General features: G+C 58.4%; 19 protein-coding genes. 14 read left to right on the top strand and 5 right to left on the bottom strand.

Features of this window, described 5'->3' with window-relative positions; genetic code table 11:
* Positions 1-54: 54 nt before the first annotated feature.
* The 6 genes from ACMWJS_RS03020 to clcB all read left to right on the top strand — a co-directional run bounded on the left by ACMWJS_RS03020 (position 55) and on the right by clcB (position 6,124).
* On the top strand, positions 55-1,002 hold the full coding sequence (locus ACMWJS_RS03020; RefSeq protein WP_111966786.1) for an NAD-dependent epimerase/dehydratase family protein: 948 nt from the start codon (positions 55-57) through the stop codon (positions 1,000-1,002).
* Between the two features lie 276 nt (positions 1,003-1,278).
* Entirely contained in the window at positions 1,279-1,989 is a 711-nt protein-coding gene (osmY, locus tag ACMWJS_RS03015; RefSeq protein WP_025911451.1) for an osmoprotectant ABC transporter permease OsmY, read from the top strand.
* 18 nt (positions 1,990-2,007) lie between these two features.
* On the top strand, positions 2,008-2,907 hold the full coding sequence (osmX, locus tag ACMWJS_RS03010; RefSeq protein WP_414746563.1) for an osmoprotectant ABC transporter substrate-binding protein OsmX: 900 nt from the start codon (positions 2,008-2,010) through the stop codon (positions 2,905-2,907).
* 8 nt (positions 2,908-2,915) lie between these two features.
* Positions 2,916-3,563, top strand: a complete 648-nt coding sequence (gene osmW, locus ACMWJS_RS03005) for an osmoprotectant ABC transporter permease OsmW (protein ID WP_414746562.1) — start codon at positions 2,916-2,918, stop codon at positions 3,561-3,563.
* The gene (osmV, locus tag ACMWJS_RS03000) at positions 3,563-4,711 is read left to right on the top strand and encodes an osmoprotectant ABC transporter ATP-binding protein OsmV (protein WP_045353850.1); all 1,149 of its coding nucleotides are present in this window, start codon (positions 3,563-3,565) and stop codon (positions 4,709-4,711) included. Before osmW ends, osmV begins: the two co-directional genes overlap by 1 nt.
* A 102-nt stretch (positions 4,712-4,813) precedes the next feature.
* A complete protein-coding gene (gene clcB, locus ACMWJS_RS02995) occupies positions 4,814-6,124 on the top strand; it encodes a voltage-gated ClC-type chloride channel ClcB (RefSeq protein ID WP_414746561.1) in 1,311 nt (436 codons plus the stop codon).
* Here the strand turns inward: clcB and bioD are convergent.
* The 3 genes from bioD to ACMWJS_RS02980 form a co-directional block, all read right to left on the bottom strand.
* Positions 6,059-6,754, bottom strand: coding sequence for a dethiobiotin synthase (bioD, locus tag ACMWJS_RS02990; protein ID WP_045910385.1), 696 nt, complete (start codon positions 6,752-6,754; stop codon positions 6,059-6,061). The two genes, clcB and bioD, sit on opposite strands and share 66 nt — an antisense overlap.
* A gap of 130 nt (positions 6,755-6,884) precedes the next feature.
* Positions 6,885-8,105 carry a sugar metabolism global transcriptional regulator Mlc gene (gene mlc, locus ACMWJS_RS02985; protein ID WP_069719339.1) on the bottom strand — a complete coding sequence of 407 codons (1,221 nt, stop codon included), beginning with the start codon at positions 8,103-8,105 and terminating at the stop codon, positions 6,885-6,887.
* A gap of 94 nt (positions 8,106-8,199) precedes the next feature.
* Positions 8,200-9,132, bottom strand: coding sequence for a LysR family transcriptional regulator (locus tag ACMWJS_RS02980; RefSeq protein WP_045910383.1), 933 nt, complete (start codon positions 9,130-9,132; stop codon positions 8,200-8,202).
* 121 nt (positions 9,133-9,253) lie between these two features.
* Between ACMWJS_RS02980 and ACMWJS_RS02975 the strand changes: the two genes are divergently transcribed.
* Positions 9,254-10,507 carry an MFS transporter gene (locus tag ACMWJS_RS02975; RefSeq protein WP_414746560.1) on the top strand — a complete coding sequence of 418 codons (1,254 nt, stop codon included), beginning with the start codon at positions 9,254-9,256 and terminating at the stop codon, positions 10,505-10,507.
* Positions 10,508-10,571: 64 nt separating this feature from the next.
* On the opposite strand, the gene ACMWJS_RS02970 is transcribed toward ACMWJS_RS02975, so the two are convergent.
* Both ACMWJS_RS02970 and ACMWJS_RS02965 read right to left on the bottom strand, forming a co-directional pair.
* Positions 10,572-11,963, bottom strand: a complete 1,392-nt coding sequence (locus ACMWJS_RS02970; RefSeq protein WP_414746559.1) for an APC family permease — start codon at positions 11,961-11,963, stop codon at positions 10,572-10,574.
* 356 nt (positions 11,964-12,319) lie between these two features.
* Positions 12,320-13,738, bottom strand: coding sequence for a glutamine synthetase family protein (locus tag ACMWJS_RS02965; RefSeq protein WP_008502452.1), 1,419 nt, complete (start codon positions 13,736-13,738; stop codon positions 12,320-12,322).
* Between the two features lie 213 nt (positions 13,739-13,951).
* Between ACMWJS_RS02965 and puuD the strand changes: the two genes are divergently transcribed.
* The 7 genes from puuD to asr all read left to right on the top strand — a co-directional run bounded on the left by puuD (position 13,952) and on the right by asr (position 21,863).
* Positions 13,952-14,716, top strand: a complete 765-nt coding sequence (puuD, locus tag ACMWJS_RS02960) for a gamma-glutamyl-gamma-aminobutyrate hydrolase (RefSeq protein ID WP_196364669.1) — start codon at positions 13,952-13,954, stop codon at positions 14,714-14,716.
* A 25-nt stretch (positions 14,717-14,741) separates the two neighbouring features.
* Positions 14,742-15,299 carry an HTH-type transcriptional regulator PuuR gene (gene puuR, locus ACMWJS_RS02955; protein ID WP_008502454.1) on the top strand — a complete coding sequence of 186 codons (558 nt, stop codon included), beginning with the start codon at positions 14,742-14,744 and terminating at the stop codon, positions 15,297-15,299.
* A 157-nt stretch (positions 15,300-15,456) separates the two neighbouring features.
* The gene (puuC, locus tag ACMWJS_RS02950) at positions 15,457-16,950 is read left to right on the top strand and encodes an aldehyde dehydrogenase PuuC (RefSeq protein WP_414746558.1); all 1,494 of its coding nucleotides are present in this window, start codon (positions 15,457-15,459) and stop codon (positions 16,948-16,950) included.
* A complete protein-coding gene (locus ACMWJS_RS02945) occupies positions 16,947-18,227 on the top strand; it encodes an NAD(P)/FAD-dependent oxidoreductase (protein ID WP_414746557.1) in 1,281 nt (426 codons plus the stop codon). The genes puuC and ACMWJS_RS02945 overlap by 4 nt, the downstream gene beginning before the upstream one ends.
* Before the next feature lie 26 nt (positions 18,228-18,253).
* On the top strand, positions 18,254-19,525 hold the full coding sequence (gene puuE, locus ACMWJS_RS02940) for a 4-aminobutyrate transaminase (RefSeq protein ID WP_196346224.1): 1,272 nt from the start codon (positions 18,254-18,256) through the stop codon (positions 19,523-19,525).
* A gap of 150 nt (positions 19,526-19,675) precedes the next feature.
* Positions 19,676-21,163 (top strand): carboxypeptidase M32, encoded by a 1,488-nt coding sequence (locus ACMWJS_RS02935; protein ID WP_414746556.1) that lies wholly within the window; start codon positions 19,676-19,678, stop codon positions 21,161-21,163.
* A 229-nt stretch (positions 21,164-21,392) separates the two neighbouring features.
* Positions 21,393-21,863, top strand: a complete 471-nt coding sequence (asr, locus tag ACMWJS_RS02930) for an acid resistance repetitive basic protein Asr (RefSeq protein ID WP_348959294.1) — start codon at positions 21,393-21,395, stop codon at positions 21,861-21,863.
* Positions 21,864-21,992 lie beyond the last annotated feature (129 nt).

The following is a 21,992-nucleotide window of genomic DNA, read 5'->3' as shown; positions in this document are numbered from 1 at the left end:
TAAGCTTAAACTTTTTATGCGGTCAACCGGATCGTCATCTCATCAGGAGCTAAAATGCACACTATTCTGGGCGCCAGCGGGCAAATTGCCCGTGAACTTGCCCGCGAGCTTAAACGCGAATATACCGACGAGATCAGGCTGGTCAGCCGCCATCCGCAGAAAGTCAACGCCAGCGATAGCACGGTTGCAGCCGATCTCCTGGATGCGCAGCAGACGCAAGTGGCAATTAACGGTAGCGATACGGTCTATTTTACCGTCGGTCTGCCGCCTGATTCCGCGCTGTGGGAGCGTCATTTTCCGACCATGCTGGACAATGCCCTGGAGGCCACGCGTAAGGCGGGGGCAAAATTCGTCTATTTCGACAACACCTATATGTACCCCCAGAGTAACGTGCCGCAAACCGAAGAGACGCGCTTTGCGCCCCGGGGGCGGAAAGGCCACGTGCGCGCCCTGATGGCAAACCGGGTGCTTGACGAAATGCAACGGGGCGACATTCCCGTCCTCATCGGTCGGGCGCCGGAGTTTTACGGGCCTGAGAAAACGCAGAGCTTCACCAATACGCTCATTATCGACAGGCTGAAGCAGCATAAGCGTCCGCGCGTTCCGGTGCGTGACGACACGCTTCGCACCCTCATCTGGACGCCGGATGCCAGTCGCGCGCTCGCTCTGCTGGGCAATACTCCTGAGGCCTACGGGCAGACGTGGCACTTGCCCTGCTGCGATGAAAGGCTGACGTACCAGCAGTTCGTCACTCTCGCCTGTGAGGTCTTTGGACAGCCAGCGGACTACTCCGTCCTCGGCAAGTTGGCCTTCGCCGCGACGGCGCTGTTTTCGCAAGGCGCGCGCGAAATGCGCGAGCTGTTGCCCCGGTACGAGGCTGACAACCTGTTTGATTCGACGAAGTTTAAAGAGCATTTCCCTGCGTTCACCGTTACGTCATACCGGAAGGGACTCGAGAACATCTGGCAAGAGTGGAAATCAAAAGAGCCCGGTGCAGCGTAATTACGGCGCCGCGTCACCGGGAATGCGGTGTATTATTCGTGACAACGTCACATTCAAATCTCTTCTTTAGGACTATTCTGCCCGCCCCACAATCAGGCCTTACGCCATAAGGCCTGACCTCAGGTTGCCACTAGTTTCATAGGGTTACTGATTTTCCCCCTTCGCTGGAACCCTTCCCAAACGCTTGCTATAGGTCATCTACCCCTGCCGAAACATGGCATAACAACAGGCAACCGGTGGTTGCTATAACGCATGCGCACAGGGAGACACACCGCAATGCACCCATTACTCAAACGTTCGCTGCTGTTTGTCGGCGCCATTATCGTGGTTCTCGCCCTCCTCGTCTGGGGGATCGGGCTGGAGACCCTCAGAGCGCGACAGGTTGACCTGATCTATCTCGGGCAACAGCATATGATTCTGGTTTTCTCATCAATGTTCTTTGCCCTGCTGGTGGGTATTCCGGCTGGCATTCTGCTGAGCCGCCCGGCCGCGCGGGGTATCGCTGAATATGTGATGCAAATCTTCAATGTCGGCAATACGCTGCCACCGCTGGCCGTGCTAGCCCTGGCGATGGTGGTGATCGGCATCGGCGATACGCCCGCCATCATCGCCCTGTTCCTCGCCTCGCTGTTGCCGATCGTGCGTAATACCTATGCCGGGCTATGCTCGGTCCCACCGTCGCTGCTGGAAGCGGCAAACGGGATTGGTATGACCAAATGGCAGCGTCTGCGCCAGGTTGAGCTGCCTGCCGCCTGGCCGGTGATGCTCTCGGGGATCCGCATCGCCACCGCCATTAACGTCGGTACCGCACCACTGGCGTTCCTGATTGGTGCCAGCAGCTACGGCGAGCTGATTTTCCCCGGCATTTATCTGAACGATTTCCCGACCCTGATCCTCGGCGCGGCGGCCACTGCCCTGTTCGCCCTGATCCTCGATACCCTGCTGGCGGCGCTGGGTCGCGTGATGAGTCCCCATCTCGCTCGATAACAATAACAAGGAGCTTTTATGAGACTGATACCCGGCCTGGCGGCGCTGTGTGCCGCGGCGCTGTTCACCAGCCAGGCGATGGCGGCCCCGCTGATTCTGGCAACCAAGAGCTTTACCGAGCAGCATATTCTCTCGGCGATGACCGTGCAGTACCTGCAAAAGAAAGGATTCCAGGTTCAGCCGCAAACCAATATCGCCACGGTGATTTCCCGTAACGCGATGATCAACAAGCAGATTGACATGACCTGGGAGTACACCGGCACGTCATTAATCATCTTTAACCACATCAACAAGCGCATGTCGCCCCAGGAGTCTTACGAGACGGTGAAACGTCTGGACGCGAAGCACGGTCTGGTCTGGCTCAAGCCCGCCGACATGAACAACACCTATGCGTTCGCCATGCAGCGCAAGCGCGCCGAAGCGGAACATATCAACACCATGTCGGAGATGGTGGCGAAGATTGAGCAGATCCGTAAAACCAACCCGGACAAAAACTGGCTGCTGGGCTTAGACCTTGAATTTGCCGGGCGCAGCGACGGCATGAAGCCGCTTCAGGCCGCCTATAAGATGGACCTGGACCGCCCGCAGATCCGTCAGATGGACCCGGGCCTGGTCTATAACGCGGTGCGCGACGGCTTCGTCGACGCCGGGCTGATTTACACCACCGACGGGCGCGTGAAAGGCTTCGACCTCAAGGTGCTGGAAGATGATAAAGGCTTCTTCCCGAGCTATGCGGTCACCCCGGTGGTCCGTAAGGACACGCTGGAGGCCAACCCCGGTCTGGAAGAGGCGCTCAACACCCTCTCTGCCCAGCTCAACAACGACGTTATCACCGAACTGAACAAGAAGGTGGATATCGACCATCAGTCACCGCAGCAGGTCGCCCGTGATTTCCTGCGTAGCAAACAGCTGCTGTAGGAGGCGCTATGGAGACGATTCACTACATTCTGGACAACTGGGACTACCTGTTAACCCTGACGCTGCAGCATCTGTGGCTGGTGGCGCTGGCCGTGGGCTTAGCCATTCTCATCGGCGTCCCGCTCGGCATTCTGATTGTTCGCCACAAGTGGCTGGCAACGCCGGTGCTGGGGATTGCCACCATCGTGCTGACCATTCCCTCCATTGCGCTGTTTGGCCTGATGATCCCGCTGTTTTCGCTGATCGGTCAGGGGATTGGTGCCCTGCCCGCGATCACGGCGGTGTTTCTCTACTCGCTGCTGCCGATTGTGCGTAACACCCATACGGCGCTCGACAGCCTGCCGCCTGCCCTGCGTGAAGCCGGACGCGGTATCGGCATGACCTTCTGGCAGCGCCTGCGCTGGGTCGAAATCCCGATGGCGCTGCCGGTAATTTTCGGCGGGATCCGCACCGCCGTGGTGATGAACATCGGCGTGATGGCGATTGCCGCGGTGATCGGCGCCGGCGGTCTGGGCCTGCTGCTGCTCAACGGCATCGGCGGAAGTGATATCCGCATGTTGATCGCGGGCGCGCTGATGATTTGTCTTTTAGCGATTGTGCTCGACTGGCTGCTGCACCGTCTGCAGGTGGTTCTGACTCCAAAGGGGATTCGATAATGATAAAACTGGAAAACCTCACCAAACACTTTTCACAGAAGCACGGCCAGACCTTTAAGGCCGTCGACAACGTCAACCTGAACGTGCCCGAAGGGGAAATGTGCGTCCTGCTCGGCCCGTCCGGCTGCGGGAAGACCACCACCCTGAAGATGATTAACCGCCTCATTACCCCAAGCAGCGGGACGATCCTGATTAACGGCGAAGACACCAGCGGTATGGACACCGTCACCCTGCGCCGCAACATCGGCTACGTGATCCAGCAGATTGGCCTGTTCCCGAACATGACCATCGAAGAGAACATCACCGTCGTACCGCGCATGCTGGGCTGGGATAAAGCGCGCTGTAAAACCCGCGCCGAAGAGCTGATGGACATGGTGGCGCTGGATCCGCATAAGTTCCTGAATCGCTATCCCCGTGAGATGTCCGGCGGCCAGCAGCAGCGCATCGGCGTGATCCGCGCCCTGGCGGCGGATCCTCCGGTACTGCTGATGGATGAACCCTTCGGCGCGGTGGACCCGATTAACCGCGAGGTGATCCAGAACCAGTTCCTGGAGATGCAGCGCAAGCTGAAAAAAACCGTCATGCTGGTGAGCCACGATATCGACGAGGCCCTGAAGCTCGGTGACCGTATTGCGGTGTTCCGTCAGGGGAAAATCGTGCAGTGCGCCAGCCCGGATGAACTGCTGGCGAAACCGGCGAACGAGTTTGTCGGCTCGTTTGTCGGTCAGGACCGCACGCTGAAGCGCCTGCTGCTGGTCTCGGCGGGCGATGTCACCGACCAGCAACCGACCATTACGGTGCGGGGCTCTACTCCGCTCCCTGAAGCCTTTGCGACCATGGATGATAACGATATTCGCGCGATTACCGTAGTTGACGAACACGGCAAACCGCTGGGCTTTGTGAAGCGTCGCGAAGCGCGTAACGCCAGCGGAACCTGCGCCGACATCCTGCATCCGTTCCGCATGACCGGCAAAGCGGAAGACAACCTGCGCGTGGTCCTGTCACGCCTGTATGAGAGCAACACCAGCTGGATGCCGATCGTGGATGAGGACGGGCGCTACAACGGCGAGATTTCTCAGGACTATATTGCCGAGTATCTCAGTTCAGGGCGTACGCGTCGGGCGCTGAATATTCATAGCGACAGCTAACCTTTCTGGCCGGGCATCGCCCGGCTTTTTCGCACGCATACCTTTTGCTAACCCCGCGATTTGCCGCCACAATATTGTATCGTCCCCGTTTACTCGCGACTCATGCAACGTCTTCATACGTACCCCGACATCCGCGCGATGTTTCGCCGACTGCTGATTGCCATCGTCACCGGCGTGCTGGCCGCGCTGGCCGTTGCGGTGTTCCGCCACAGCATGTATCTGCTGGAGTGGCTGCTTCTCAGCAACGACAGCGGCAGCCTGGTGAATGCCGCCGCCTCGCTCTCACCCTGGCGGCGCGCGCTGACGCCCGCGCTGGGCGGGCTGGCTGCCGGACTGTTGCTCTGGGGATGGCAACGGCTGACCGCCCAGCGGCCTCATGCCCCCACCGATTATATGGAAGCGCTGGAGACCGGCGACGGCCAGTTTGATTACGGCGCCAGCCTGGTGAAATCCCTTGCCTCGCTGCTGGTCGTGGCCAGCGGAAGCGCCATCGGGCGTGAAGGGGCGATGATCCTGCTTGCTGCCCTCGCCGCCTCCTTTTTTGCCCGGCGCTTTACGCCCAAATCCGAATGGAAGTTATGGATCGCCTGCGGCGCCGCGGCCGGGATGGCCAGCGCCTACCACGCTCCGTTAGCCGGAAGCCTTTTCATTGCGGAGATTCTGTTTGGCACCCTGATGCTGGCCTCGCTCGGGCCCGTGGTTATCGCGGCGGTGGTGGCGCTTCTCACCACGCAGCTCCTGGCACCGGGTGCCGGCACGCTCTACGCGGTCCATTTGAGCGGCATCCTCACCGCGGCCGATTATGCCCTGCTGGTCGCGATGGGGCTGGTGGCGGGTCTATGCGGGCCGCTGCTGATGTGGCTGATGGCGTTCAGCCACGGTCTTTTCCTGCGCCTCAAACTTTCGCCGCCGTGGCAGCTGGCGCTCGGCGGTGCGATCGTCGGGCTGCTGTCTCTTCTGACGCCGAAGGTGTGGGGGAACGGCTACAGCGTGGTGCAGGCTTTTCTACTCGCGCCGCCGCTGCTGTCGGTGATTGCCGGGGTGTTCATCTGTAAATTGCTGGCAGTGTTGGCGAGCAGCGGGTCGGGCGCGCCGGGCGGGGTGTTCACGCCGACGCTGTTTGTCGGCATGGCGACAGGCATGCTGTTTGCACAGCTTTTCGCGCTGTGGCTGCCGGGTTCTGAGACGGCAATTTTGCTGGGGCTGGCAGGGATGGCAACGCTACTCGCCGCGACCACGCATGCACCCATTATGTCGGCGCTGATGGTCTGTGAAATGACCGGACAGTATTTTTTACTGCCCGGTTTGCTGGTCGCCTGCGTGCTGGCGTCCGTGCTGTCGCGGACGTTACGCCACGACTCTGTCTACGGTCAACACGCCACCGAGGGCAGAGAGATCGATGTACTGCGCTAGCTCGCGCTGCTCGGCGCGAGGCAGATAAGGCAGCTCACCCACCAGCGGTCCGGGCAGTTTAGCGCTCAGCACGTCGATGATCTCCGCATAGTGCGCGAGGCCAGGGTTGATGCGGTTGGCCACCCAGCCCATCAGCGGCAGGCCGTCATTGGCAATCGCCTGCGCCGTCAGCAGCGCGTGGTTGATGCACCCTTCCTGGATCCCCACCACCATCACTACCGGAAGCTGTTCCTGCACCACCCATTCCGACAGCGGGCGCAGGTCGTTCATCAGGCTGCGCCAGCCGCCCGTCCCTTCGACCACCACGTGATCCACCTTCTCGCTCAGGTTCGCCAGGCCGTCGGACAACAGGGGATAATTAATCAGGCCGCTGTGCGCCACGCTGCTCTCCTCTTCGCTTAACGCGATGGGATTGACCGCATGATAAGGCAACTCCAGTGACGAGACGCTTTGCAGCACCAGGGCGTCTTTATTACGCAATCCCTCTGGCGTCTCTTTACTCCCTTTTGCGACCGGTTTGTACCCTGCCACGCGTTTACCGCTTGCTGCCAGCGCCTGCAGCAATGCGCGGGATACGACGGTCTTGCCGACAGAGGTATCAGTACCAGTAACAAAGAAACGCTTAAGCATGACTCACTCCACCTCTTGGGTATGCTTCGAAAATATAAACCAGGTAAATAATTCAGTGGAGGAAGTCTACGGGATGCGTGCGCTACCCGGCTTGAGATAGCGCAATTTTTCGTACATCTGCGGAAAAGAGTTAACCCTGTAACAGGCGGATCAACAGCGAGCCGTTATACATGGCATCTTTGACCAGCGCCGCGCCGGCCATCGTGCCCTGATTGGAAAACTGGGTGCTTTCTACCGCAATGTTCCGGCTGTAGGCGGGAAGCGACTGCTGCTGAATACAGGCCGTAATCGCCGGGAAGAGGATCTCCGCCGCCTGGCTGAGCGGTGAGCCAATGAGGATTTTTTGCGGGTTGAAGAGGTTCACCATTATCGCCAGAATGCGGCCAACGTTATTCCCCACCCCGGTAATAATGTCCTTCGCCAGCAGATCGCCCTGACGCGCGGCGGCGCAGAGAGAATCCACCGTTAAGGGTTGTCCGTGCAGCGAGGAGCTCATGGACTGGCTGAGCCTGACCTGCGCCAGCTCCAGCACGCTTTCCACGCTGGCAATGGTCTCCAGACAGCCGTGGTTGCCGCAGTAGCAGCGCTTGCCATACGGGTCGACCTGGGTATGGCCAATTTCCACCAGGCTGCTGCTTCCGGCGTGGAGAAGACGTCCGTCGGTGATCACCCCCGCGCCGACGTTATGATCGATAACCACCTGAATCACATCCCGCGCGCCGCGGGACGCGCCGAACAGCGCCTCCGCCATCGTCCAGGCGCTGATGTCATGCTGAATGTAGACCGGCACGCCGGTATGGTTTTTCAGCACCTCTCCCAGCGGCATCTCTTTGACATCGTCATAAAACGGCATGCGGTGGACAATACCATTTTCGGTATCAATAATGCCCGGCATGGTGATGGCAATCGCCGTTAAGCGTTCAAGCTTCTGCTGATGGCGGATAAAGAAGCGATCGATGTGCGAGACAATCGCCTCGAGGAGCGATTCCTCGGCGTTGAGCGGCAGTTCAAGACGGTCCTCTACCACCAGCTTGCTGCTCAGATCGCGCAGCGCAAGGAAGATCTCGCCGCGGCTGATGCGCAGCGACAGGTAGTGCCAGGCTTCCGTTTCCACCACCAGCCCGACTGCCGGACGGCCACGGCTGCCCGGCTCCTGAATTTCCGTTTCCTGAACCAGGTGCGCTTCCAGCATCTCGCGGACAATCTTGGTGATACTGGCGGGTGCCAGCTGTGCCAGGCGCGAAAGATCGATACGCGAAACCGGACCAAGCTGATCGATCAGGCGATATACCGCGCCAGCGTTGGTCTGCTTAATCTGATCAATGTGCCCTGGCTGACTATCAGCGACCACCTCGTACTCCCTTATTTTCGAGCTTCGAAATAAACTGTTGGCTATGGTGAAGCACTTGCATGGCTGCCGTCAAATATTTACTTAGCCATGTGATTTACTGCACATTTTTGCCCACTTTTCCCTGAAAATGCCCCCCGGCGGAGGCGTTCATCAACTGCTGTTTGAAGCGCTGTGCGGCATGGCTCTGTTCGCGATGTTTTGCCCAGACCAGCCACATCTCTGAAACGGCATCCTCTTCGGCGATGGTCACCCAGCGCATTTCGCGCAATTGTACCCGTTTAAAGGAGGCCGGAAGAATAGAGACGCCCAGCCCGGCGGCGACCAGCCCGATAATGGTCATCGCTTCCCCGACTTCCTGGGTAATGACCGGGGCAAGATCGTAGCGGCGCATCAGCCCCAGGATATCGTCATACAGACCCGTTCCGACCTGCGGATCAAAAAAGACAAACGGCTCTTTTGCCAGCTCTGCCAGCGACACCGTCGGACGCGACGCCAGCGGGTGATCGTGTGGGATCATGGCCATCAGCGGCTCGCGCAGGATCACCTCCCACGCCAGCGAGTCCGGCAGTTGGGTATTACGCATCAGGCCCAAATCCAGCGAACCTTCATTTAGCGGCGCAATCTGCTCGCGGGTATTGATCTCGCGCGTCTGAATATGAACATCCGGGAAATGGCGGCGGAATGACGACAGCGTTTCCGAGACGGCACTGATAAACGGCGCTGACGAGGTAAACCCGATGCGCAGCTCTCCGGCCTCCCCAAGATACAGCCGTTCTGCCCGAGCGGCGGCGTCCTCAACCATGCTCAGAATTTGTCGGCTGTCGATGAGAAATTGCTTGCCCGCCGCCGTCAGGCTCACGCTGCGGTTGGTGCGGGCCAGCAGGCGCGCGCCGACCTGCTGCTCCAGGATCTGAATCTGCTGGCTTAACGGGGGTTGAGAGATATTCAGTCGTGCCGCCGCACGGCCAAAATGCAGCTCTTCGGCGACGGCGACAAAGTAGCGAAGATGACGCAGCTCGATATTCATATTTCTAACGTATCATTTGAGATTATTAATATATTAGACAGAATATTTACATTTTCCTACCCTGAAGAGGTGGTCATACCCGTCACCAGAAATCACGGGGATGTTTAAGCAAGGAAACTGTGTGAGTCGTATAACTGCCATTGATATCGATCCGGCAAGCGATATCAATGATTTACCTGCAACATCGCAGCCGGTTCAGTTCATTAAACGTGGTACCCCCCAATTTATGCGCGTCACGCTGGCGCTCTTCTCCGCCGGTCTGGCCACCTTCGCCCTGCTCTATTGCGTTCAGCCGATCCTGCCCGTGCTCTCTCATGAGTTTGGCGTATCGCCTGCCAGCAGCAGCGTTTCACTCTCCATTTCTACCGGCATGCTGGCGATTGGCCTGCTCTTTACCGGCCCTCTTTCCGACGCCATTGGGCGTAAACCGGTGATGGTAACCGCGCTGATGCTGGCTTCGGTCTGTACGTTACTTTCAACCATGATGACCAGCTGGCACGGCATTCTGGTGATGCGCGCGCTGATCGGACTCTCGCTCAGCGGCGTGGCGGCGGTTGGGATGACCTATCTCAGCGAGGAGATCCACCCGAGCTTTGTTGCCTTCTCTATGGGGCTATACATCAGCGGGAACTCGATTGGCGGGATGAGCGGACGTCTGCTGAGCGGGGTATTCACGGACTTCTTTAGCTGGCGGATTGCGCTGGCGGTCATCGGCTGTTTCGCGCTGGCATCTGCCCTGATGTTCTGGAAAATTCTGCCGGAATCGCGTCATTTCCGCCCGACATCGCTGCGCCCGAAAACGCTGTTTATCAACTTCCGTCTGCACTGGCGCGACAAGGGGCTGCCGCGCCTGTTCCTGACCGGCTTTCTGCTGATGGGCGCCTTCGTCACGCTGTTTAACTATATTGGCTATCGCCTGATGCTCTCACCGTGGCATCTGAACCAGGCTATTGTCGGTTTACTCTCGGTGGCTTATTTGACCGGTACGTGGAGTTCACCGAAGGCCGGGGCGATGACCGCACGCTATGGACGCGGCCCGGTCATGCTGTTCTTCACGGCGGTGATGCTGGTCGGCCTGCTGCTGACGCTCTTCTCCTCCCTGTGGCTGATTTTTGCCGGCATGCTGCTCTTTTCTGCGGGGTTCTTCGCGGCCCACTCGGTCGCCAGCAGCTGGATTGGCCCGCGCGCGCGTCGCGCCAAAGGTCAGGCATCGTCTCTTTATCTGTTTAGCTATTACCTGGGGTCCAGCATCGCCGGGACGCTCGGCGGCGTGTTCTGGCATAACTACGGCTGGAACGGCGTGGGCGGGTTTATCGCGCTGATGCTCTGTGCCGCACTGCTGGTGGGCGCAAGTCTTCATAAACGTCTGAAATAATATGCTTGCGGGCGGATGTCCGTTTCCCGAAAAACGGCACCAGCGTACTGGTGCCGTTTTTCGTTCAGGAATCCCAGGCCTGTTCTATCTTACCGGCTTCAAACTGCGGAGGCGGTTTTCGGAAACGGCGCGTGAGCCATGTCAGGTAAAGGATCCCCAGTGCCGCCCAAATGAGGCCAAGCGTCAGGGACGTCGCTTCGAGGTTTATCCACAGCACACCGACCGTGACGGCACCAATGAGCGGCAGCAGGAGATAGTGGAATCGATCTTTCCACGTTTTGTTCAGCCCCTTACGCCGCCAGAAATGGTTGTACACCGAGAGATTAACAAACGTAAACGCCACCAGCGCACCAAAGTTGATCAGCGCCGTCGCGGTCACGAGATCAAAGTACAGGGCCGACAGCGCCACTATCCCAACCATAATGACGTTCAGGGCCGGCGTACTCCATTTCGGATGCACGTAGCCAAACACCCGCTCCGGAAAGACGTTGTCACGCCCCATCACATACAGTAAGCGCGAGACGCTGGCGTGCGAGGCCAGGCCTGAAGCGAGCGTATTCACAAACGTGGTACACAGAAACACCGACTGGAAGAGCTTGCCGCCCACGTACAGCGCGATTTCCGGCAGCGCGGCGTCCGGGTTCTTGAAGCGGGCGATCGTCGGGAAAAAGAGCTGCATGAAAAACGAGGCAACAATGAATATCAGCCCGCCATACAAAGCGGTGAGGAAAATGGCTTTGGGGATCACCCGCGCCGCATTTGGCGTCTCTTCCGACAGCGTGGTGACCGCGTCAAAGCCGAGGAAAGAGAAGCAGACGATAGTCGCGCCGGTAATAATCGGGATCAGGTGAGCGTTCTCGCTGATAAACGGCTGGAGTGACCAGACGGTGCCGACGCCCTCCCCCTTATGCAGTCCGTGCACCACGAGGATGACAAACACCACCATGATGGCGATCTGCACCAGCACAAACAGGGTGTTGAAGTTGGCGACAAGATTCACGCTCTTCAGGTTCGCCAGCGTCAGGATCGTCACAAACCCCACTACCCAGACCCACGGCGGAACTTCAGGGAACAACGCGGAAAGGTAGATCTTCGCCAGCAGCACGTTAATCATCGGCAGGAAGAGATAGTCCAGCAGCGATGACCAGCCGACCATAAAGCCTAAGTGGGGGCCGATCGATTTCTGCGTGTAGGTATACGCGGAGCCCGCTTCCGGGAACTGCCGTACCAGTTTGCCGTAGCTAATGGCGGTAAACATGACGCCAGCCAGCGCCAGGAGATACGAGGCGGGCACGTGGCCGTTGCTGATACCGGACACAATGCCGAAGGTATCAAACACGGTCATAGGAGTGAGGTAAGCCAGCCCCATCATGACCACCTGCCAGAGCTTGAGGGAACTGCGCAGCCGGGTTCTTCCGGCCATGCGCGGCGAGTCAAGAGAGGTGTTAGTCGCCATAAACCGTCCCCCCCATGCTTACCGTGGTTTGCAATCGCGCTGTCCTTAACGCAAACCTGCTTAGCAAAGGGGGAAGTTGTAAAGAACACACGCGATCGTACCAGCGCACCGTCTCTGGCTCGCACTCACAGCAGGCGCCTGACTGGCCCCCTTCGCCCTGCGGATAGTTGAACATCTGCATCATTTCCTACCTCGTCACACAGTGTCGTTAAGAAAATCCCTGTGCCGCCTGCGCTCCATAACGCGACTCCCGGGAGATAGCTGGCATGCCAGCAAACAGTTAGGCCAGGCTCCGCGCAGGCCGTTTGGTGATACGTATGAGATGAAACAAAGCGGCCCCTTACCGGGGCACGTCATCAGGCGTTTTTGAGCATCCACTCAATTTCAGTTTCGGTAATCAGGCGTTCAAACTGCAGTAATTCATCGTTTTTGCAGGCGTGATAGACGTGGCAGAAACGTTCGCCCAGCCGCTCGCGAAGGCTATCGTTTTGCATAAATTCCCACAGCGCATCGCTCTGACGAATCGGGAATGGCAGTCCGTCCTGCTCCAGACCATTGCCTTCCACTTCTTCCTGCAGGGGCAAATCGTTATCCAGCCCATGTAAAATACCGGCAAAAATCGCCGCCATCACCAGATACGGATTCGCGTCTGCTCCCGCCACCCGGTACTCGACCCGATGGTTATGGCGATCGCCGCAGGGGATACGCAGAGCAACGGTGCGATTATTGTGTCCCCATGAGGCCTGCGTCGGCACGTACATTCCCGGCTGGAAGCGACGGTAGGAGTTGACGTTCGGTGCCAGCAGCGCCATGGATGCAGGCATCAGATCGATCATCCCGGCCAGCGCGCGTTTCAGCAGTGCGGAATCCTCGCCGTTGGCGTCTGCGAGCACGTTTTCGCCTCGGTTGTTTTGCATGCTGATGTGGATATGCATCCCGCTGCCCGCATGCTCTTCATACGGCTTTGCCATAAACGTGGCGTGCATCTTATGTTTTTCCGCCATCTGCCTGACAAGACGTTTTAGCGCCAGCGCATCGTCGCAGGCATCGAGCACGTTTTCCGTATGGTGCAGGTTTATCTCAAACTGGCCCGGGGAGGCCTCAGCCACTGCCCCGTCGGCGGGGATCAGCTGCAACTGCGCCAGTTCGTCAATGTCGTTCAGCACGTCAGCAAAATGGTTAAGATTATCAACCGAGTAGACCTGGCTCTGCGTATTACGCACGTCGGTGCCCGGCGCGCAGGGTGGCTGCAGATAGCCGTCGGCATCGCGTTTACGGTCAAGTAAATAGAACTCCAGCTCTACCGCTACCACGGGGAACAGACCGCGCTGGCGCAGCTGCTGCCAGAGTCGGTTGAGTACGTTCCGCGGCTCAACGTCAAAGGGAGCGCCATCTTCATCGACCATGGTGAGCTGCACCTGACCAATGTATTCCGGGTCGGCGGCGGACGGTGTCAGGGTGCCAGGTACCGGCACGCAGATGCAGTCCGGCTCGCCGAGCTCCTGCCCCAGGCCCGCCTCTTCCACGACGTTACCCAAAATGTCCATGGCGAAAACCGATGCCGGGAAATAGCAGCCTTTTTCAAGCTTGCTCAGTCCGGCAACCGGGATGCGTTTGCCGCGAAAACAGCCGTTCAGGTCGGTCAGGAGGACATCAATAAACTGGGTGTCAGGATACTTTTCTAAATAGCGCTTCACTTCCTGCGTAAAGGCGCTGCCCCGCCTCTCATCCGTGTGCTGCACAAAGTTCTCAACTTCTACGATATTGGTTTCCATGATTTACCACCGTTTTTGGATTTGCGTTCGCTGCTCTGGACTGTCAAATATAATGTCCACCCTATCGAATCTGTATGCAAATAAATTGTTTGTCAAATGTTAAATTAAGTTTGCAAAAGGCAGATCTCGTTGCTAGATTGAGAAAATATTGAACGAAAAGGCCGTTTTGCAGGCGATAATGGCCTAAATTTAGTCCACTTTGTGAGGGCGATCATGGAAAATATAATGAACAAGCCAGTTATTGGCGTGGTGATGTGTAGAAACAGGCTTAAGGGTCATGAGACCCAGACCCTGCAAGAAAAGTACCTGAATGCCATTATTAACGCGGGAGGCTTACCGATTGCCTTACCGCATGCGCTGGCAGAGCCAGAGCTCCTTACCGCTCTGCTGCCCACCCTGGACGGGATTTACCTGCCGGGCAGCCCAAGTAATGTGCAGCCGCACCTTTATGGTGAAAACGGCGATGAGCCTAACGCCGATCCCGGGCGAGATCTTCTGAGTATGGCGCTGATTGCCGCCGCGCTCGAAAGGCGCATCCCCATTTTCGCCATCTGCCGGGGGCTGCAGGAACTGGTTGTTGCAACGGGAGGGACGCTGTATCGCCGCCTGTTCGAGCAGAACGACCTGCTTGAGCACCGGGAAGATCCTGAACTGCCGGTTGAGCTACAATACGCCCCGTCTCATGAAGTTCAGGTTCAGGAGGGAGGACTGCTGTCTCAATTAATACCAGGCTGTAACACATTTTGGGTAAACTCGTTACACGGGCAAGGTGCACGGACGTTAGGACCACGGCTTCGCGTGGAGGCCCGCTCGACGGACGGGCTGGTCGAAGCGGTCAGCGTTCATGACCACCCTTTTGCCCTCGGTGTGCAATGGCACCCCGAATGGAACAGCAGCGAGTACGCCCTGTCACGTATGTTGTTTGAAGGTTTTATCACCGCCTGTCAAAGCTACATTGCTGAGAAGCAGCGGCTTTGACCACTACCGTAAAGGAAATGCAACTATGAGCGATGACGGACTGGCGCCAGGGAAACGTCTGTCTGAGATCCGCCAACAGCTGGGTCTCTCGCAGCGGCGTGCCGCCGAACTGTCTGGGTTAACACACAGTGCCATCAGCACCATTGAGCAGGATAAAGTCAGTCCTGCCATCAGTACGCTACAGAAGCTGCTGAAAGTCTATGGGCTGTCGCTCTCGGAATTCTTTTCGGAACCGGAAAAACCTGATGAACCGCAGGTGGTTATTAATCAGGAAGACCTTATCGAAATAGGCAGTCAGGGGGTTTCGATGAAGCTGGTTCATAACGGAAATCCGAACCGTACGCTGGCGATGATTTTTGAAACTTACCAGCCTGGAACCACGACCGGAGAGAGGATCAAACACCAGGGTGAGGAGATCGGTACGATACTGGAAGGTGAAATATTGTTAACCATTAATGGCCAGCAATATCACCTGGTTGCGGGGCAGAGCTATGCCATCAATACCGGCATACCGCACAGCTTCAGCAACACCTCGGCAGGCATCTGCCGCATTATCAGTGCCCACACCCCCACCACGTTCTAATTACCACTCAGTCCCGGCGTCAGCGCGCTTCCGCCGGGACACATAAAAACGATCAATGTCGGCATTTAACGGGTTAATTCCCGGGATGCCCCACGGCTTCGTATTGCCTGAAACGGCCATGCCTTTATTTATCTGATTGCGAAAGAAAGGAGTGAATATGCATTTTCAGCACCTGACTTACTGGCAGGATAAAGCAAAAAACAGCGCCATTGAGACTCGGTTATTTATTAACGGCGTCTATTGTGACGCCGCCGATAACACCACGTTTGAAACCGTCAATCCCGCGACCCAGCAGACGCTGGCGAACGTCGCCCGGGGCAAACAGGCGGACGTGGACCGCGCGGTTCAGGCCGCGCGTGAGGTATTTGAGCGCGGGGAATGGTCGCAGGCGTCTCCGGCGCAGCGCAAGGCCGTGCTAAATACGCTCGCCGATTTAATGGAACGCCATAGCGAAGAGCTGGCCTTACTGGAAACGCTGGACACCGGTAAACCCATCCGCCACAGCCTGCGCGACGATATTCCCGGCGCGGCGCGCGCCATTCGCTGGTACGCCGAAGCGGCGGATAAAGTCTACGGCGAAGTGGCGCCTACGGGTCCGGGCGAGCTGGCGATGATCGTGCGCGAGCCCATCGGGGTTGTTGCGGCCATCGTCCCCTGGAACTTCCCGCTGCTGCTGGCCTGCTGGAAGCTGGGCCCGGCGCTGATCGCGGGCAATAGCGTGGTATTGAAACCGTCGGAGAAATCACCGCTCACCGCCCTGCGCCTGGCCGGGCTGGCGAAAGAGGCGGGCCTGCCGGACGGCGTGCTGAATGTGATAAGCGGTTACGGCCACGAAGCGGGCCAGGCGCTGGCACGTCATCCGGAGGTCGAGGTGCTGACGTTTACCGGCTCTACCCGTACCGGCAAGCAACTGCTGAAGGACGCGGGAGAAAGCAACATGAAGCGCGTCTGGCTGGAGGCAGGCGGCAAGAGCGCCAACATTATCTTTGCCGACTGTCCGGACCTGGACAAGGCCGTGAGCGCGACCGCCGCCGGGATTTTTTACAACCAGGGGCAAGTCTGTATCGCCGGTACCCGCCTGCTGCTCGAAGAGAGCATCGCTGATGAATTCCTGACCAAGCTGAAAGCGCAGGCCCGTCACTGGCAGCCGGGCGATCCGCTCGACCCCGACAGCACGATGGGCATGCTCATCGACGCTGCGCACGCCGATACCGTCCACACGTTTATTCGCGAGGGAACCCTGAAAGGCTCGCTGCTGCTGGACGGGCGGGAACAATCATGGCCTTCCGCAGTCGGTCCAACCATTTTTGTCGACCTCGAGCCGGACTCCCCGCTGTGCCGGGAAGAGATTTTCGGCCCGGTGCTGGTCGTCACTCGATTTAAAACCGAAGAGGACGCCTTAACGCTGGCCAACGACAGTGAATACGGGCTTGGCGCGGCGGTATGGACCCGCAATCTCTCCCGGGCGCACCGCATGAGCCGCCGCCTGAAGGCAGGCTCAGTCTTCGTCAATAACTATAACGACGGTGATATGACCGTTCCCTTTGGCGGCTATAAGCAGAGCGGCAACGGTCGCGATAAGTCCCTGCACGCGCTGGAAAAATTTACTGAACTGAAAACCATCTGGATTGCCCTGGAGCCTCAATCATGACCGAACATACCACCAGCTACTACGCGGCCAGCGCGAACGCTTATGAACCTTTCCCGACGCTTAACGAGTCGATCAGCTGTGACGTGTGCGTGGTGGGCGGCGGCTATACCGGCCTCTCCTCCGCGCTGCATCTCGCCGAAATGGGCTATGACGTGGTGCTCCTTGAAGGGGCGCGCATCGGCTTCGGCGCCAGCGGACGCAACGGCGGCCAGCTGGTTAACTCCTACAGCCGCGATATCGACGTGATCGAGAAAAACTACGGGCCCGATGCCGCCAGAATGCTCGGGAGCATGATGTTTGAAGGCGGGGAAATCATTCGGGAGCGCATCCAGCGCTATCAGATCCAGTGCGACTATCGTCCCGGCGGGCTGTTTGTGGCGCTAAACCATAAGCAACTGGAGACGCTGGAGGAGCAAAAAGCCAACTGGGAACGCTACGGCAACACGCAACTCGAGTTGCTGGACGCCAGCGCCATCCGCCGGGAGGTCGACAGCGAACGCTATACCGGCGCGCTGCTGGACCGCAGCGGGGGGCATATCCATCCGCTGAACCTGGCGATCGGCGAAGCGGACGCCATTCGCCTGAACGGCGGGCGGGTATATGAGCAGTCCCCGGTGACCGCCATTCAGCACACCAGCCCGGCCGTGGTGAGCACGCAGCATGGCCAGGTGACGGCCCGCTACGTGATCGTCGCCGGGAATGCCTATCTGGGCGATAAGATCGAACCGGAACTGGCAAAACGCAGCATGCCCTGCGGCACCCAGGTGGTGACCACCGCCCCGCTGCCGGAAGAGGTCGCCCGCACGCTGATCCCCAATAACTACTGCGTGGAAGATTGTAACTACCTGCTGGATTACTACCGTCTCACCGCCGACAACCGCCTGCTGTACGGTGGTGGCGTTGTCTATGGCGCGCGCGATCCGGACGATGTCGAGCGCCTGGTGATGCCAAAGCTGCTCAAAACCTTCCCTCAGCTGGCAGACGTCAAAATCGACTACCGCTGGACGGGCAACTTCCTGCTGACCCTGTCGCGTATGCCGCAGTTTGGTCGTCTGGATAAAAACATCTATTACATGCAGGGCTACAGCGGCCACGGTGTGACCTGCACCCACCTGGCCGGACGGCTGATCTCGGAACTGTTGCGCGGTGACGCTGAGCGCTTTGATGCGTTTGCCAACCTCCCGCACTACCCCTTCCCGGGCGGTCGCAGCCTGCGGATTCCATTCACGGCGATGGGTGCGGCGTATTACAGCCTGCGCGATCGTCTTGGCGTATGATCGTTTTCGACAAAAGGGTATCTGACATGAGTAACCAGGAATTTCATCAGCGCAGACTTTCTGCCACCCCGCGCGGCGTTGGCGTAATGTGTAATTTCTTTGCCCGCTCGGCGGAGAATGCCACGCTTACCGACGTGGAAGGCAACGACTATATTGATTTCGCCGCCGGGATCGCGGTACTGAATACCGGCCATCGTCATCCTGAACTGGTGGCCGCGGTGGAAAAACAGCTTCACCAGTTCACCCACACGGCCTACCAGATTGTGCCGTATGAAAGCTACGTTTCATTGGCCGAAAAACTTAACGAACTGGCCCCGGTGCAGAGTCCGGCCAAAACGGCGTTCTTCACAACGGGCGCGGAGGCGGTGGAAAATGCCATTAAAATCGCCCGGGCCCACACCGGCAGACCGGGTGTGATTGCCTTCGGGGGAGGTTTTCACGGCCGAACCTATATGACCATGGCGTTAACCGGCAAGGTCGCGCCTTACAAGCTCGGATTTGGTCCCTTCCCGGGGTCGGTTTATCACGTGCCGTATCCCTCCGAGCTGCACGGCATCACGACGCAGGATGCCATCACGGCGATAGAACGCCTGTTCAAAGCAGATATTGAGGCGAAACAGGTGGCGGCGATTATTTTTGAACCCATTCAGGGTGAAGGCGGATTCAACGTCGCCCCGCCAGAGCTGGTGGCCGCCATCCGCCGCATCTGTGATGAGCACGGGATCGTGATGATCGCCGACGAAGTGCAGAGCGGCTTCGCCCGTACGGGTAAGCTGTTTGCCATGGAACACTACGCGGACAAACCCGACCTGATGACGATGGCTAAAAGCCTGGCAGGCGGAATGCCGCTGTCCGGCGTGGTGGGTCGCGCCGACATCATGGACGCTCCGGCTCCCGGCGGCCTGGGGGGAACCTATGCCGGCAACCCGCTTGCGGTGGCCGCCGCGCACGCGGTGCTGAAGATTATCGACAACGAGTCGCTGTGCGCGCGCGCCCGTCAGCTGGGCGATCGGCTGAAAGCCACGCTGGAGGAGATTCAGGGCACCTTCCCTGCGCTCGTGGCGATAAGGGGAAGAGGATCGATGATTGCGGCGGAGTTTTTTGATCCCGAGAGCCGTGAACCTTCAGCCGCCATCGCGCAGGCGATCCAGCAAAAGGCGCTCGCTCAGGGCCTGCTGTTATTGATCTGCGGCCAGTACGGCAACGTGATCCGCTTCCTTTATCCGCTGACCATTCCGGATGCCCAGTTCAACCAGGCGCTGGCGATCCTGCAACAGGTTATGCGCGATAAGTCCTGAGTGCCCACCGAAAACCGTCTCCCGGAATGCCGGGGACGGTTTCAACGGAGGAGATCTGCACAGATTTCCTCCGCGTGGGAAATGTTGGGGAATTTGGTCTGTTTCATTGTATGCTCCCTGAAACACATCCCCGGCATGAGGAAATAAGAATTGGAAAAAAGATCAGCCTATCAGTCACTTGTGAAAACCTTCCAGCGCCTCTCCCGCTTCTCGCACCTCTCCTCCATCGCCAGCTGGGACATGTTCACCATGATGCCGCCCGGCGGCAGCGCCGCGCGCGGCGAGGCGCTGGCAGAGATGAGCGTCCTGCAACACCAGCTCCTGACCGATAAAAAAGTCGGCGACCTGTTAGCGGCGGCGGCAGGGGAAGATCTGAATGACGTCGAACAGGCCAACCTGCGGGAAATGACGCGCCACTATCAGCAGGCCTCGCTGCTGCCGGAATCGCTGGTGGAGGCCAAATCCCTGGCGGGCAGCAGGTGCGAGCACGCCTGGCGCACCCAGCGCCCCGCTAACGACTGGCAGGGCTTTTCCGCCAACCTGAAAGAGGTGGTCAAACTCAGCCGTGAAGAGGCGCGCCTGCGGGCGGAAGCCAAAGGCTGTACGCCGTACGACGCGCTGCTGGATATTTTTGAACCCGACATGACCAGCGCCCGTCTGGACGTGCTGTTCGGCGACATGAAGTCCTGGCTGCCGGACCTGCTGGCAAACGTCGTGGAAAAACAGGCTCAGCGATCGTTTGTTCCTCCTCAGGGGCCTTTCCCGACGGCAACACAGCGTGAACTGGGCCTGGAAGCCATGAAGATGCTCGGCTTCGATTTTAACAGCGGTCGCCTCGACGTAAGCGCGCACCCGTTCTGCGGCGGCGTACCGGAGGACGTGCGCATCACCACGCGCTATGACGAGGATGAACTGCTCAGCGCGCTGTTTGGCGTGATCCACGAAACCGGACACGCGCGCTACGAACAAAACCTGCCGCGCGCGTGGGCAGGACAGCCGATTGCGCTGGCCCGCTCAACCGCGATCCACGAATCCCAGAGCCTGTTCTTTGAGATGCAGCTGGGACGCAGTGAAGCCTTCCTCAAGCATCTTCTCCCTGCGGTGCATGCCCGCTTTGGCAGCCAGGCGGCGTTCAGCGAAGAGAACTTTATCGCCTGGAACCAGCGCGTGAAGCCGGGCTATATCCGCGTCGATGCGGACGAAGTGAGCTACCCGGCGCACGTGGTGCTGCGCTATGAGATTGAGCGGTCGCTGATCAACGGCGAGATCGAAGTGGACGATATCCCTGCCCTGTGGGACGAGAAAATGCAGGCCTGGCTCGGGTTATCCACCAAAGACAACTACCGCAACGGCTGTATGCAGGATATTCACTGGACCGACGGCGGTTTTGGCTACTTCCCATCCTATACGCTGGGGGCCATGTATGCCGCGCAGCTGTTCCATGCAGCTAAAACGGCGCTTCCGGGCCTGCAGGCCTCCATCGCTGAGGGCGATTTTTCCGCACTCTTTGACTGGCTGCGTCAGAACATCTGGCAGCACGGCAGTCGCTTCAGCACGTCGCAGTTAATCACCCAGGCGACGGGCGAGGATCTGAACATCCGTTACTTCCGCGAACATCTGACCTCCCGCTATTTGTAATCTGTTTGGCCGGGGGTGAGGGATCTCAGGTAAAAGAGCCGTATGTTCCCCCTCACCCCAGCCCTCTCCCTCAATGGAGAGTGGGCCGTCTGTGCTAGCCCCCCGGCAATGTACATATGGTTACACGCCGATACCAATCACTCACGGAAACCCCGAGTTTACAGGGATATAGTTATTTCAACGGCCCCGCAGTGGGGTTAAATGAAAAACCAAATTCGAGGGTATGAGAATGAATAAAGTATTAGCTCTGGTTGTTGCCGCTGCTATGGGTCTGTCTTCTGCTGCATTTGCTGCTGACACTACCGCAACTGCTGCACCGGCTGCCGCACCTGCTGCAACCACCACCGCTGCCCCAGCAAAAGCGGTTCATCATAAGAAACACCACAAAGCTGCAGCGAAAAAAGAAGCCGCTACACCTGCAACCGCAGCATCAACCGAGCAGAAAGCGCAGGCTGCCAAAAAGCACCACAAAAAAGCCGCTAAACCGGCTGTAGAGCAGAAAGCGCAGGCCGCTAAAAAGCACCACCACAAAAAAGCCGCTAAACCCGCTGTAGAGCAGAAAGCGCAGGCTGCTAAAAAGCACCACCACAAAAAAGCCGCTAAACCGGCTGTAGAACAGAAAGCTCAGGCTGCTAAAAAGCATCACAAAAAAGCAGTAAAACACGAAGCTGCTAAACCAGCTGCACAGCCAGCTGCGTAAGAGTACAAGCTAAACCGTGTCCTTCGGGGCACGTTGGTAAACCGGCGCCGAACCGGAACAGGTTCCGCGCCGTTTTTTTTATCCGGAGGGCGTATGCTGCGACGCTATCGGTTTGAGCTGATTCTGATC

This window comes from Enterobacter sp. HK-058-C-ECC, from assembly GCF_047531125.1.
Taxonomy (GTDB): domain Bacteria; phylum Pseudomonadota; class Gammaproteobacteria; order Enterobacterales; family Enterobacteriaceae; genus Enterobacter; species Enterobacter quasiroggenkampii.
Note: the sequence above shows the minus strand (reverse complement) of the source record. Positions and strands in the feature narration are given on the sequence as shown.

What these genes read in the sequence shown, in the direction of transcription:
- ACMWJS_RS03020 (WP_111966786.1), top strand. Translation starts at nt 55, where the DNA reads ATGCACACTATTCTGGGCGCCAGCGGGCAAATTGCCCGTGAACTTGCC.
- osmY (WP_025911451.1), top strand. Translation starts at nt 1,279, where the DNA reads ATGCACCCATTACTCAAACGTTCGCTGCTGTTTGTCGGCGCCATTATC.
- osmX (WP_414746563.1), top strand. Translation starts at nt 2,008, where the DNA reads ATGAGACTGATACCCGGCCTGGCGGCGCTGTGTGCCGCGGCGCTGTTC.
- osmW (WP_414746562.1), top strand. Translation starts at nt 2,916, where the DNA reads ATGGAGACGATTCACTACATTCTGGACAACTGGGACTACCTGTTAACC.
- osmV (WP_045353850.1), top strand. Translation starts at nt 3,563, where the DNA reads ATGATAAAACTGGAAAACCTCACCAAACACTTTTCACAGAAGCACGGC.
- clcB (WP_414746561.1), top strand. Translation starts at nt 4,814, where the DNA reads ATGCAACGTCTTCATACGTACCCCGACATCCGCGCGATGTTTCGCCGA.
- bioD (WP_045910385.1), bottom strand. Translation starts at nt 6,754, where the DNA reads ATGCTTAAGCGTTTCTTTGTTACTGGTACTGATACCTCTGTCGGCAAG.
- ACMWJS_RS02980 (WP_045910383.1), bottom strand. Translation starts at nt 9,132, where the DNA reads ATGAATATCGAGCTGCGTCATCTTCGCTACTTTGTCGCCGTCGCCGAA.
- ACMWJS_RS02970 (WP_414746559.1), bottom strand. Translation starts at nt 11,963, where the DNA reads ATGGCGACTAACACCTCTCTTGACTCGCCGCGCATGGCCGGAAGAACC.
- ACMWJS_RS02965 (WP_008502452.1), bottom strand. Translation starts at nt 13,738, where the DNA reads ATGGAAACCAATATCGTAGAAGTTGAGAACTTTGTGCAGCACACGGAT.
- puuD (WP_196364669.1), top strand. Translation starts at nt 13,952, where the DNA reads ATGGAAAATATAATGAACAAGCCAGTTATTGGCGTGGTGATGTGTAGA.
- puuR (WP_008502454.1), top strand. Translation starts at nt 14,742, where the DNA reads ATGAGCGATGACGGACTGGCGCCAGGGAAACGTCTGTCTGAGATCCGC.
- puuC (WP_414746558.1), top strand. Translation starts at nt 15,457, where the DNA reads ATGCATTTTCAGCACCTGACTTACTGGCAGGATAAAGCAAAAAACAGC.
- ACMWJS_RS02945 (WP_414746557.1), top strand. Translation starts at nt 16,947, where the DNA reads ATGACCGAACATACCACCAGCTACTACGCGGCCAGCGCGAACGCTTAT.
- puuE (WP_196346224.1), top strand. Translation starts at nt 18,254, where the DNA reads ATGAGTAACCAGGAATTTCATCAGCGCAGACTTTCTGCCACCCCGCGC.
- asr (WP_348959294.1), top strand. Translation starts at nt 21,393, where the DNA reads ATGAATAAAGTATTAGCTCTGGTTGTTGCCGCTGCTATGGGTCTGTCT.